At 76.6% G+C, this 11,527-nt stretch carries 11 protein-coding genes; 5 read left to right on the top strand and 6 right to left on the bottom strand.

The genetic code is table 11. From position 1 onward, the window contains the following. Positions 1-230: 230 nt before the first annotated feature. Both ACYVO2_RS26775 and ACYVO2_RS26780 read right to left on the bottom strand, forming a co-directional pair. Complete coding sequence (locus tag ACYVO2_RS26775; protein ID WP_461010568.1) at positions 231-1,277, bottom strand: O-antigen ligase family protein; 1,047 nt, start codon at positions 1,275-1,277, stop codon at positions 231-233. A 442-nt stretch (positions 1,278-1,719) separates the two neighbouring features. Continuing rightward, positions 1,720-3,234 carry a sodium:solute symporter family protein gene (locus tag ACYVO2_RS26780; RefSeq protein WP_461010569.1) on the bottom strand — a complete coding sequence of 505 codons (1,515 nt, stop codon included), beginning with the start codon at positions 3,232-3,234 and terminating at the stop codon, positions 1,720-1,722. Positions 3,235-3,803: 569 nt separating this feature from the next. On the opposite strand from ACYVO2_RS26780, the gene ACYVO2_RS26785 reads away from it, so the two are divergent. Both ACYVO2_RS26785 and ACYVO2_RS26790 read left to right on the top strand, forming a co-directional pair. Beyond that, positions 3,804-4,592 (top strand): TIGR03084 family metal-binding protein, encoded by a 789-nt coding sequence (locus ACYVO2_RS26785; protein WP_461010570.1) that lies wholly within the window; start codon positions 3,804-3,806, stop codon positions 4,590-4,592. Positions 4,593-4,630: 38 nt separating this feature from the next. Beyond that, positions 4,631-5,116: an NUDIX hydrolase gene (locus ACYVO2_RS26790; RefSeq protein WP_461010571.1), complete on the top strand. Its 486-nt coding sequence runs from the start codon at positions 4,631-4,633 to the stop codon at positions 5,114-5,116. 12 nt (positions 5,117-5,128) lie between these two features. On the opposite strand, the gene ACYVO2_RS26795 is transcribed toward ACYVO2_RS26790, so the two are convergent. The 3 genes from ACYVO2_RS26795 to dhaK are packed head-to-tail and all read right to left on the bottom strand — an operon-like array spanning position 5,129 to position 7,176. Continuing rightward, on the bottom strand, positions 5,129-5,539 hold the full coding sequence (locus ACYVO2_RS26795) for a PTS-dependent dihydroxyacetone kinase phosphotransferase subunit DhaM (RefSeq protein ID WP_461010572.1): 411 nt from the start codon (positions 5,537-5,539) through the stop codon (positions 5,129-5,131). Further along, positions 5,536-6,180: a dihydroxyacetone kinase subunit DhaL gene (gene dhaL / locus ACYVO2_RS26800; RefSeq protein ID WP_461010573.1), complete on the bottom strand. Its 645-nt coding sequence runs from the start codon at positions 6,178-6,180 to the stop codon at positions 5,536-5,538. Before dhaL ends, ACYVO2_RS26795 begins: the two co-directional genes overlap by 4 nt. A gap of 3 nt (positions 6,181-6,183) precedes the next feature. After that, entirely contained in the window at positions 6,184-7,176 is a 993-nt protein-coding gene (gene dhaK / locus ACYVO2_RS26805; RefSeq protein WP_461010574.1) for a dihydroxyacetone kinase subunit DhaK, read from the bottom strand. Between the two features lie 131 nt (positions 7,177-7,307). Between dhaK and ACYVO2_RS26810 the strand changes: the two genes are divergently transcribed. Continuing rightward, on the top strand, positions 7,308-8,000 hold the full coding sequence (locus tag ACYVO2_RS26810) for a maleylpyruvate isomerase family mycothiol-dependent enzyme (protein WP_461010575.1): 693 nt from the start codon (positions 7,308-7,310) through the stop codon (positions 7,998-8,000). Positions 8,001-8,084: 84 nt separating this feature from the next. Here the strand turns inward: ACYVO2_RS26810 and ACYVO2_RS26815 are convergent, their stop codons facing one another. Continuing rightward, positions 8,085-8,756, bottom strand: a complete 672-nt coding sequence (locus ACYVO2_RS26815) for a class I SAM-dependent methyltransferase (RefSeq protein WP_461010576.1) — start codon at positions 8,754-8,756, stop codon at positions 8,085-8,087. Positions 8,757-9,060: 304 nt separating this feature from the next. On the opposite strand from ACYVO2_RS26815, the gene ACYVO2_RS26820 reads away from it, so the two are divergent. Then, positions 9,061-9,834 (top strand): nuclear transport factor 2-like protein, encoded by a 774-nt coding sequence (locus ACYVO2_RS26820; protein ID WP_461010577.1) that lies wholly within the window; start codon positions 9,061-9,063, stop codon positions 9,832-9,834. A gap of 173 nt (positions 9,835-10,007) precedes the next feature. Then, entirely contained in the window at positions 10,008-11,186 is a 1,179-nt protein-coding gene (locus ACYVO2_RS26825) for an acyl-CoA dehydrogenase family protein (RefSeq protein WP_461010578.1), read from the top strand. Positions 11,187-11,527 lie beyond the last annotated feature (341 nt).

Below are 11,527 nucleotides of genomic sequence, written 5' to 3' on the forward strand. Positions count from 1 at the left end.
CTCCCGCCTCGCTGAACTCAAGCTTCACTGGAGCCTCGCGCACATTTCCTTCGCATCACTCTCCCAAGTGGATTACAAATTGCGCCAAGTGCCTTACAGTTGACGGCCAGGGTGGTTGGGGAGCCACCGGGAGGGGCGGACCACAGCCGGAGCCGGGCGTCGCCGTACGCCGCACGGCGGGTCCCCCGCGGCCGCGCCGCGGGGGACCCGGGTCCGGCCCGAAGGCGTGCTCAGCCGACCGGCAGCGGGTCCGGCTCCGCCTCCTCGGGCACGCGCTCGTCCGCCAGCAGCCGCGCCGTCGCCACGCCCGCGAGCAGCCCGGCTCCCGCCGTGACCGCCGCGTAGCTCAGCACCGTGTCCACGCTGGCCAGCGCCGCGAGGCCGGTCAGCGCCGCGCCCGCCGTCAGCACCACGGGCGTGGACCGCGACGAGCGCCACAGCGCGTACAGCATCCACAGATAGGCGCAGGCGAGCAGCCCGAGCCCGGGCACGCCCTGCTCGGCGGCCTGCTGGAGCGCGGCGGAGTGCGTCTTGCTGGTGGCGACCTGCCCGCGCGCCGCCGCGCTCTCCTCGGCGAACCTGTCGGGCCCCACCCCGCGCACCGGGTCCCGCTCCACCAGGTCGGCCGCGTCGTGCCACAGCTCCACCCGCGCCCGCGTCAGTTGCGTCTCCACCGTCGTCGCCGCGGGCAGCGCGTGCGTGGCGACGAGCAGCGTCGCGCCCACCGCGGTCAGCGCGCACAGGGCGAGCCCCGCCAGACCGGGCAGCCGCCGCGTCCTGGCGGCGGCGAGCGAGCACAGCAGCACGCCGACGGCGGCGGCGCAGCCCAGCAGCGAGCCGAGCGCCAGCGCGAGCCCGGCGGCCGCCAGCGCCAGCAGCCGCAGCCCCGTGCGCAGGCCGCGCGAGCCGGTGGCCCACGCGGCGCAGCAGGCGGCGCCCGCGGCCAGGACGAGCAGGGCCGCGTTGGCGTTGCCGTAGCCCAGGGGCGGAGCGGCGCCGTCGCCGGACAGGCCGCCGTCCGCGGCGACGACCAGGACCACGGCCACCGCGGCCGCGCCCGGCGCCGCGACGGGCAGCACTGCCCCGGCGATGCGGCCCGCCGCGTACCCCGCGACGACGGCGAGCAGGGCGAGCAGGAACCCCTCGGGGCGCGCGTCCCTCCCCATGGCGCTGATCAGCGCCCACAGTACGCAGCACACCAGGACGACGGCCCCGATGACGTCAGCGGTGCTGCTCTCCTCGCGTGACGACGGCACACTTCCGGCCACCACCGGCATCCCGTCCGACCCCCCGACACGACGCGACCCGGGGGACAAGGCCACCAGCCCCCGGTCTTCCCCCCGCTGCCCGGCCCGATCGGCACCGCCGCACGGGCACGGACGGGGTGGGGACACGGTAACGGGAAAACCACGTGGATGTGGATATGTTGCGCAGAAATGATGCGGTAGTTGGAGAAGTTGCGGCCGGGAACCGGCTCGCGCCGCACGAACGGCCGTCTCCGCGGGAGTGCTCACCGCGGGTGGGGGGCGCGCCTTCTGACGGCGCGTCGGAAGACGCCCCGCAGGGGACCCTACGACCGCCATCAAGATCGCGCAAGCGGCGCGACCGCGCCCACCTCGGCGGACGGCCGCCGGTCCGTCCCGCCGCCGGTCCGTCCCGCCGCCGGTCCGTCCCGCGGCCGGCCTCCGGCGGAAGCGGCCCCGCCCGCGCGCCGCGGCCTCAGGCCCGCTGGACCTCGGGCGCGGGAGTGTCCTCCCCGGGGCGGGGGCCGGTTCCGGACACGGCGGCGACGATCGCGTCCGCGTCCGGGTTGCGCTCCGGCAGCAGCAGCCCCAGGCCCACGTACACCACCAGCGAGGTCAGCAGCGGCGTGGCCACGAGGGTGGTGTCGGACGAGCCGTCGAGGACGAACCTGACCAGCACATAGCCGGACAGGCCGAGCGCCCAGGAGGCCAGCGCGGCCCGCGCCCCGCAGCGGCGGAACGCCGGCAGCAGGCCGAGCAGCATCGGGATGGAGATCGGCCCCATGACGGCGGCGACCAGGCCGACGATGATGCCGAGGATCCCGCCGAAGCGGTCGGCCTCGATGGCGATGAGCATGGACACGGTGATGAAGACGACCGTGCACACCCGGGCGGCGAGCAGCCCGGCCGCGGTGCTCATGCCCCGCGCCCGCGGGAGGAGCACCGGCAGGATGTCCCGGGTGACCACCGACGAGATCGCGTTGGCGTCGGAGGAGGCCATCGCCATCGTGTGGGAGAACATGCCCGCCAGCGTCAGGCCCACCAGGCCCATCGGCAGGTAGGTCTCGGCCATCAGCGCGTAGGTGTGCTCCGGGTCGGCGATCCCGGGCATCAGCAGGGGCGCGGCCACCGAGGGGAAGAGCAGGATCGCGGGCCAGATCAGGTAGAGCGCCGCGGACAGCAGCGCCGAGCGGCGGGCGGCCCGCGGGGATCCGGTGGCCATGTACCGCTGGGCCAGGTTCCACATCCCGCCGTTGTACTCGAAGATCTTCACGATCACGTAGACGGTGAGGAAGGCGGCGGTGTACGGGCCGACCAGCGGACGCGTGTGCCCGGAGGGCAGGTCCCCCCAGAGGGTGCCCAGGGCGGAGACGCCGCCGAGGCGGTCCAGCACCACGCACAGCATCACCAGGGCGGCCACGCCCTGGATGACGAACTGCCCGAAGTCGGTGAGCGCGTCCGCCCACAGCCCGCCGACCGTGCAGTAGAGCATGGTGACGACCCCGGTGAGCAGGATGCCGGTGGTCATGGGGATCCCGGCGAAGACCTCCAGCAGCACGGCCACCGACGCCCACTTGGCCGCGACGTCGAACACCTTCAGCAGCGAGCCGCTCCAGGCGAGCGCCTGCTGGGCGGGCACGCCGTAGCGCTTGGCGAGGTACTCCAGCGGCGAGGCCACGTCGTACCGTTCCCGCAGCCTGCTCCAGCGGGGCGCGAAGAGCCAGGCGCCCAGCGCCGTGCCGAAGGCCAGCGGCACGAACGCCCAGACGTAGACGGTGATGCCGTAGCTGTAGGCGACCGCGGCGAACGCGACGAAGACGGCCGCGCTGTAGCCCGACATGTGGTGCGAGATGCCGGACAGCCACCAGGGCATCCGGCCGCCGCCGGTGAAGTAGTCGCTCACGTCGCTGACCCGGCGGTGCGACCAGACGCCGATGAGCAGCATCACCAGGAAGTAGCCGCCGATGGCGACCCAGTCGAGCCAGGCCATGGGACCTCCTCGGGGCGCGGGAGCGCGGGGGCGTCGCGGGGGCGCGTCGGCTCGGAAAGGGGTCGAGTCGATGCTCGAATCTTTCGGTTCTGGGTGCGGCGAGCTGCGGGGCCCAGCCCGGGGGCCAGCGTCGGGTTGGACAAGAGTGTGAACGGCCATCACTCCTGCGAATGCGACACTGGGACTGTAGGGACGCCCGTTCGGGGCGGTCAAGGGGTGTGCGGCGGTGAGTGGGCGGGCCAGCCGCGCCTCGCGCGTCCAGTGGACCGGTCCGCAAATGGCGATGAACGATTCGAAATATTCGACCTGTCGGCCGCCGTACAAGGGCCGGAACCGGGCCGCCGCAGGCGGCACACCCCGGGCGGGGACGCGCGGAGCGCGTCGGGTGCCGGCAGGTGGCGTGCGTGGCCGCCCCGGCCCCTGACGGCCGCGACCGGCGCCACCGCGCCGGCCCCGCGCACCGGAGGATCGCGCCGGCAGCCTTGATGCCCACCCCGCCCAACTGCCAGGCTGTCGGACCGTCCCGCGCACGGCGCGCACCCGAACACCCGGAAGGGGGCCGACCCACCGTGGCCGATCCGGCAGCGGCGCTCGACGACCTGGAGGCCGAAGGCCGCGAACTGGACGCCCTGGTGGCCGCGCTGCCGCCCGGCGCCTGGTCCGCCCCGACACCCGCGCCCGGCTGGACGGTCGCCCACCAGATCGCCCACCTGGCCTGGACCGACGAGGTCGCCCTGCTCGCCCTCACCGACGCCGCCAGCTTCGCCGCGCACGAGCGCGAGGCCCTCGCCGGGCCCGGCTCCTTCGTGGACGACGCCGCCGCCCTCGGCGCCCGCACCGACCCGCCCGAGCTGCTGCGCCGGTGGCGGCGGGGCCGGGACGCCGTCGGGGAGGCGCTGCGCGCCAGCCCGGCCGGGACCCGGGTGCCGTGGTACGGGCCGCCGATGAGCGTCGCCTCCATGGCCACCGCCCGGCTGATGGAGACCTGGGCGCACGGCCAGGACATCGTGGACGGCCTCGGCCTGCGCCGCGACCCCACGCCCCGGCTGCGGCAGGTGGCCCGCCTCGGCTGGCGCACCCGGGACTACTCCTACCGCGTCCGTGGCCTGACCCCGCCGGACGAGCCGTTCCGCGTGGAACTCCAGGCACCCGGCGGCGGGCGGTGGGCGTTCGGCCCCGACGACGCCCCGCAGCGGGTGACCGGGCCCGCCCTCGACTTCTGCCTGCTCGTCACCCGGCGCAGACCCCGCGCCGACCTCGCGGTGCGCGCCGAGGGGCCCGACGCCGACCGCTGGCTGGACATCGCGCAGGCGTTCGCCAGCCCCGGCGCCCTCACCGGGCCGCCCGGCGGCCCCTGAGCCCGCCGCCCGCCGGGGCACCCAGTAGGGTGCCCGTCATGGCGATGCCCGAGTTCCTGCGCGAGCTGCGGTCCCAGGTGGGCCACCGGTCGCTGTTCCTGCCCGGCGTCACCGCCGTCGTCCTCGACGCCTCCGGCCGGATCCTGCTCAACCGCCGCAGCGACACCGGGCGCTGGGCGGTGCTCGCCGGGATCCTCGAACCGGGCGAGCAGCCCGCCCACGCCGCGGCGCGCGAGGTGTACGAGGAGACGGGCGTGCGCGTCGCCGTGGAGCGGCTCGCCGCCGTCCGCACCACCGAGGAGATCGCCTACCCGAACGGCGACCGCGCCCGGTACCTCGACGTCGTCTTCCGCTGCCGCGCGGTCGGCGGCGAGGCCAGGGTGGCCGACGACGAGTCACTCGAGGTCGGCTGGTTCGCCCCCGACGCCTTGCCGACCCTCGCCGAGCGCGGCCGCGAGGCGGTCAAACTCGCCCTCGCCGAGGGTCCGGCCTGGTACGACGCCCCGCCGACCGGCCAGGGCTGACCCGCCCCGCGCTCACTCCTTCCGGTACGCGTACGCGTCCTTGGCCGCCGCCACCACCGCGTCCAGCGGCGCCCCCGCGGACGCGGTGACCAGCGCGGCCACCGCCCCCTCCACGAACGGCGCGTCCGCCAGCACCACCGGCTCCGGCAGCCCGTCCTCGTCGGCGAGCAGCGACTTCACCGTCAGCACCGCGCTGCCCAGGTCCGCGAGCACCACCACGCCCGCGCCCCGGTCCGCCTCGCGCAGCGCCGAGAGCACCAGCTCCGCGCTGGTGCCGAGCCCGCCGTCCTCGGTGCCGCCCGCCGCCGCCACCGGCGCCACGGGAGCCCGGCCGACCAGACCCGCGGCCAGCGCGGCGGTGCTCTCCGCGACCTGCCGGCTGTGCGAGACCAGCACCACCCCGACCAGCGCGTCCCCGCTCACGCCGCCTCCTCCGCCACCCGGGCCAGCGCCTCCACCAGCAGCGCAGCCGAGGTCGCCCCCGGATCCTGGTGGCCGATGCTGCGCTCGCCCAGGTAGCTGGCCCGGCCCTTGCGGGCCTGGAGCGGCACCGTGGCCCGCGCGCCCTCCGCCGCCGCGGCGGCCGCGGCCCGCAGCGCCCCCGCCCCGGCCTCGCCCCGCTCCAGGGCGGCGCCGTACGCCTCCACCGCCGGGACCAGCGCGTCCAGCATCGTCTTGTCGCCCGGCTCGGCGCCGCCGAGCTCGCGCACCCCGTCCACCGCGGCGGCCAGCGCGTCCCGCAGCGCCTCGGCGCCGACCCGCTCCTCCTGGCCGAGCGCGCGCCCCGCGCGGCGCAGCGCCGTCCCGTACAGCGGGCCCGAGGCACCGCCGACCTTGCCGATCAACTGGCGGCCCACCGCGATCAGCACCGCGCCCGGTGTGGCCGGCGGGTCGCCCTCGACGGCCGCGGAGGCGGCGGTGAAGCCCCGCTGGAGGTTGCTGCCGTGGTCCGCGTCCCCGATCGCCGAGTCCAGCTCCGTCAGCGCCGCGGCCTCGCGGTCCACGGCGGCGGTCGCCTCGGCCAGCCAGCGCCGGAAGAACCCGGCGTCGAACTGCGCGCCCATGGCTCAGCAGCCCCAGCGCAGCGCGGGGGTGCACACCGGCGCGTCCCACAGCCGCAGCAGCTCGTCGTCGGCGCGGCACAGCGTCACCGAGGCGCCCGCCATGTCCAGCGAGGTGACGTAGTTGCCCACCAGCGTGCGGGCCACCCCGACGTGCCGCTGCGCCAGCACCCGCTGCACCTCGGCGTTGAACCCGTACAGCTCCAGCAGCGGAGTGCCGCCCATGCCGTTGACCAGCGCCAGCACCGGACCGCCCGGCGGCAGGTCCTCCAGCACGGCCTCGACCGCGAAGTCCGCGATCTCCCGCGCCGTCATCATCCCGCGCCGCTCCCGGCCCGGCTCGCCGTGGATGCCGACGCCCAGCTCCAGCTCCCCGGGCGGCAGGTCGAAGGTGGGGCTGCCCTTGGCGGGCGTGGTGCACGCGCTCAGCGCCACCCCGAAGCTGCGCGAGGACTCGTTGACCTTCCGCGCCACCTCGGCCACGCGGTCCAGCGGCGCCCCGGCCTCGGCCAGCGCCCCGGCGATCTTCTCCACGAACAGGGTGGCCCCGGTGCCGCGCCGCCCCGCGGTGAAGGTGCTGTCGCGGACGGCGACGTCGTCGTCCACCACCACCTGCCGCACCTCGATGCCGTCGTCCTCCGACAGCTCGGCGGCCATCTTGAAGTTCAGGACGTCGCCCGTGTAGTTCTTCACGATGTGCAGCACGCCCGAGCCGCTGTGCACCGCGGCGGTGGCGCGGGCCATCTGGTCGGGAACCGGGGAGGTGAACACCTCACCGGGACAGGCCGCGTCCAGCATGCCCGTCCCGACGAACCCGGCGTGCAGCGGCTCGTGCCCCGAGCCGCCTCCCGACACCAGCGCGACCTTGTTCTCCACGGGCGCGTCCCGGCGGATGACGACCCGGTTCTCGACGTCCACGGTGAGCTCGGGATGAGCGGCGGCGAACCCCCGGAGCGCGTCGGCGACGACGGTCTCGGGGACGTTGATCAGCATCTTCATCGGTGCCTCCGGGCGAGCCTAGCACCTTTGGCCGAAGGATGGTCCTGTGCAGGTCAGGGCGTGTGTCGAGGGGGTCGGCGAGGGCCGGCGGAGGGCTGGCCGGGCGTCGCGCCGCGCCGTAGGCTCCGGGCATGCCGACCCCTTCCCGCCGCACCCCGCTGCGCCGCGAGCTCGACGCCTTCCGGGCCTGCCTCGACGGCGACCTGTCCGCCCCGGTCGAGCACTGCCCCGGCTGGCGACTGCGGGACCTCGCCGGGCACCTGGGCAGGGGCAACCTGTGGGCGGCCGCGGCCGTCACCGAGGGGCACGGCGACCTGCGGCCGCCCCCGCCGCCCACGGACGACGCGGCCCTGCGGCGGTGGTTCGACGAGACGGCGGCGGTCCTGCTGGCGGCCCTGGACACTGACCCGGCCGCGCCGGCCTGGACGTTCCACCCGCCGCACACGGCCGGGTTCTGGCAGCGGCGGCGCCTGCTGGAGACGCTCGTCCACCGCTGGGACGCCGAACTGGCCCTCGGCGCGCCAGGACCGCTCGACCCCGGGCTCGCCGGCGACGGGGTCGCGGAGGTGTTCGACACCATGGCGCCCCGCCAGGTCGCGCGCGGCCGCGCCCGCCCGCCCGGCCGGGCGATCCGGCTGCGCGCCACCGACACCGGCGAGGAGTGGACGTACGGCCCCGGCGCCCCCGTCGCCGAGCTCGCCGCGACGGCGGAGGAGTTGCTGCTCGCGCTGTGGGGCCGCCTGGCCGCGGACGACCCCGCGATCACCTGGAGCGGCGACCGCGAGGCCGCCCGCACGGTGCTGGCCGGGCCGCTGACGGCGTGACGGGCCGACGGCCCCGTCGCCCCGGTGCGCGCCGCCCTGACGGCCTGACGCCCTGACGGTTCGACCGCTCCGCCGTCCCTCGGGCTATGTGTGCCGGAAGGTCGCCAGCCAGGCGGGGAGTTCGGCCGGGCGGCCGCCCTCCGCCGGGAACATGGTCTTGATCGTCGCGGGGACGATGGACTCCTCCGCCCAGCCGTCGGTGAACACCGCCCGCAGGTCCTCCGGGTCGGGGCCGCGCAGGTCGGCGAGCACCTCGTCCGGCACCCCGTGCGCCGCGCCGCGCTCCGCGGCGGCCCTGCGCCCCTCGGCGGAGAGGTTCAGCAGGTGCACCAGGGCGCCCGGCCGGGTCGCCGCGTGCAGCGACCCGGCGTAGCGGGCCCGCTGGGCGTCGTCGAAGCCCTGGAGGACGCCGCACTCGACCACCGTGTCGAAGCGGGCGGGGAACGGCGAGAGGTCCAGCAGGTCGCCGACGACGAAGACCGGGTACAGCCCGCGCTCCTCCGCCCGGGCGGCGGCCGTCTCCACGGCCGCGGGGGACAGGTCCACGCCCGTCACCGCGTACCCCCGCGCGGCCAGGAACAGGCTCAGCTCCCCGGTGCCGGAGCCGGCGTCCAGGACCTCGCCTCTGACGGCCCCGGTGTCGGTCAGCGCCGCGAGCGCGGGCTGGGGCTCGCCGATGTCCCAGGGGGCGCGGTGCCCGCCGAAGGGGGAGGTGTGGGAGTAGACGGACTCGTAGAAGGCCTGAACGTGGCTCATGCGTCAGCAACATCGACCCCGCCCCCGCCCGGTGCAACGAGGCGCGCTGCCGCCGCCCCCGTTTTCCCCCGTTCGGGGGACGCTCGCGCTCCGCTCCGCGAAAGCGTGCGCCACCAGCGGATTCAAGGTTTCCCCAAGGTCTGCCCACATCGGGTGCGCCACACTGGTGCACGCAAGGCCGGCGCCGCTGAAACGGGGAGACGGGGGAGCGGAGGCCGGGAGGGCGTGGCAGCGTCGAGCCTCCGCGGGGGGACGGTTCCGCTGCCGCGCCCCGTTCGTTCGCGCACGACGGGGGACACGCACGATGACCGACGCACCGCCGAGGCCCCCCTTTCCGCCGCCACCCGCCGGCCCGCCGCCCGCCGGCCCGCCGCCCGCCGGCCCGCCACCCGCCGGCCCGCCACCCGGGGCGGACGACGCGGGCTGGCGCCCGCCGTCCGAGGGCCTGCGGTACGGCCCGCCCCCGCCGCTTCCGCGGGAGCGGGCGCGCCGCCCCGCCGCGCAGGGCCGCCGGGCGACCGCCGCCGTGGTCGCCGCGGGAGCCGCCGCCGCGGCCGTCGTCGTGGTCGTGGCGGCCCTCGCCCTGACCACGGACGGGGACGAGGGCGAGGCCGAGCCCGCGGCGCGCCCGCCCGTGGTGATCCTGCCGTCCGCCGCGCCGTCCACGCCCGCCGCCGGGCCGTCCCCCGCCGGGCCCGTCCCGCGGCCGTCCGAATCCGTGGCCGTCCCGCCGCCCGTCGAGCTGCCCGCGGAGGACCCGCCCACCTCCGCCGAGCCCTCGCCGGCGCCCGGGCCCGCCGAGGTGGTGCGCGCCTACTACGCGGCCATCAACGCCGGTGACTACCGCCGCGCCTGGGAGCTCGGCGGCGACAGCTTCGCGCCGACCTACGAGGAGTTCGCCGCGGGCTTCGCCGGCACCGAGCACGACCGGGTGCACATCCTCGGCGTGACGGGGCCCGAGGTGCGGGTGCGCATCGAGGCCGCCCAGACCGGCGGCGGGCACCGCACCTTCGAGGGCACCTACACCGTCAGCGACGGCGCCATCGTCGCCGGCGACATCCGCGAGATCGGCGGCTGACCCGCGGCGCGCCCGGGCGCACGCCGCCCGGGTCCGCGCCCCTCGCCCGCGTCCCTCGACCCGGCGCCCTCATCCCCGTGCCCCCGTCCCCCGCGCCCCTCGTCGTTCCCAATTGATGGAACACGTTCTACCGTGGCCGCCGACAGCGACCCGGACCGGACGAAGGAGGGGCCGTGCACCTGGACTACTCGCCGGAGCTGCGGGAACTGCGCACGCGACTGCGGGCGTACTTCGCCGGCTTGATGCCCGAGGACGCCACCGCCCGCCACGCGGACCCGGCGGAGCAGAAGAGGTTCTACCGCCGGACGATCCGCCGCCTCGGCGCGGACGGCTGGCTCGGGGTCGGCTGGCCCACCGAGTACGGCGGCCGGGGCATGAGCCCCGTCGAGCAGTTCGTCTTCTTCGACGAGGCCGCCCAGGCCGGGGTGCCGCTGCCGCTGATGGCGCTCAACACCGTGGGCCCGACCCTGATGGCGCACGGCAGCGACGAGCAGAAGGCGTACTTCCTGCCCCGGATCCTCTCGGGCGAGATCGACTTCGCGATCGGCTACTCCGAGCCCGACGCGGGCACCGACCTGGCCGCGCTGCGCACCCGCGCCGTGCGCGACGGCGACTCCTACGTGGTCAACGGGCAGAAGATCTGGACCACCAACGGCGACAGCGCCGACTGGGTGTGGCTCGCGGTGCGCACCGACCCGCAGGCGCCGCCGCACCGGGGCATCTCGATCCTGCTGGTCCCCACCACCGCCCCCGGCTACTCGTACACGGTCATCCGCACCCTGGCCGGGCACCACACCACCGCGAGCTACTACCAGGACGTACGGGTGCCCGCCTCCGCGCTGGTCGGACGCGAGCACCACGGCTGGCGGCTGATCACCACTCAGCTCAACCACGAGCGCGTCACCCTGGCCGCGCACGGCAACGCCGCCCTGCGCGCCCTGGCCGACGTGCGCCGCTGGGCCGCCGCCACCGAACTCGCCGACGGCCGCCGCGTCGCCGACCTGCCCTGGGTGCGGCGCACCCTCGCCCGCACCCACGCCCGCCTGGAGGCCATGCGGCTGCTGAACTGGCGGATGGTGGACGCCCTCCAGCACGGCACCCTCACCCCGCACGACGCCTCCGCCGTCAAGGTCCACGGCAGCGAGGCCCGCCGCGACGCCTACGCCGCGCTGATGGAGGTGACCGCGGCGGCGGGCCCGCTCCAGGAGGGCTCGGCGGGCGCGGTGCTCCGCGGCGAACTGGAACGCGGCTACCGCAGCGCCGTCATCTTCACCTTCGGCGGCGGCAACAACGAGATCCAGCGCGAGATCATCTCCTGGCTCGGCCTGGGCATGCCCCGAGTCCGCCGCTAGCCCCACGCCACGGCCCGGCCCGACCGGTCCGGGCCCGGTTCACCGCGACGCGGGGCGCGGACGGGCGCCGAAGGCCCACGGCGGCCCTGAGGCCGCCGCCTCACCAGCGTCCCACGCCCCCCGTGCGGCCTCCCCGCCGTCCGCGCCCTCGGCGAGGGCGCGGACGGCGGTCCCCCGAGACGCCGCCGACGTGCCCGACCCGCCCAGTCCGATGATCGGCCCCAACCGGGTCCGCGCCGCCCAGGCCGACCTGCCGCCCAGCCGCCGCAGCCCAGCCCGCCGCTCCCAGGAGCGATCCCCGACCGAACCCGCCCCCCTCCACCCCCCCGCCCCCTCACTCA

The organism is Streptomyces capparidis (assembly GCF_054782095.1).

Bases quoted from the DNA above. Each gene is read 5' to 3' on its own strand.
- ACYVO2_RS26775 (WP_461010568.1), bottom strand. From the start codon at position 1,277: ATGCCGGTGGTGGCCGGAAGTGTGCCGTCGTCACGCGAGGAGAGCAGC.
- ACYVO2_RS26780 (WP_461010569.1), bottom strand. From the start codon at position 3,234: ATGGCCTGGCTCGACTGGGTCGCCATCGGCGGCTACTTCCTGGTGATG.
- ACYVO2_RS26790 (WP_461010571.1), top strand. From the start codon at position 4,631: ATGGCGATGCCCGAGTTCCTGCGCGAGCTGCGGTCCCAGGTGGGCCAC.
- dhaL (WP_461010573.1), bottom strand. From the start codon at position 6,180: ATGGGCGCGCAGTTCGACGCCGGGTTCTTCCGGCGCTGGCTGGCCGAG.
- dhaK (WP_461010574.1), bottom strand. From the start codon at position 7,176: ATGAAGATGCTGATCAACGTCCCCGAGACCGTCGTCGCCGACGCGCTC.
- ACYVO2_RS26810 (WP_461010575.1), top strand. From the start codon at position 7,308: ATGCCGACCCCTTCCCGCCGCACCCCGCTGCGCCGCGAGCTCGACGCC.
- ACYVO2_RS26815 (WP_461010576.1), bottom strand. From the start codon at position 8,756: ATGAGCCACGTTCAGGCCTTCTACGAGTCCGTCTACTCCCACACCTCC.
- ACYVO2_RS26820 (WP_461010577.1), top strand. From the start codon at position 9,061: ATGACCGACGCACCGCCGAGGCCCCCCTTTCCGCCGCCACCCGCCGGC.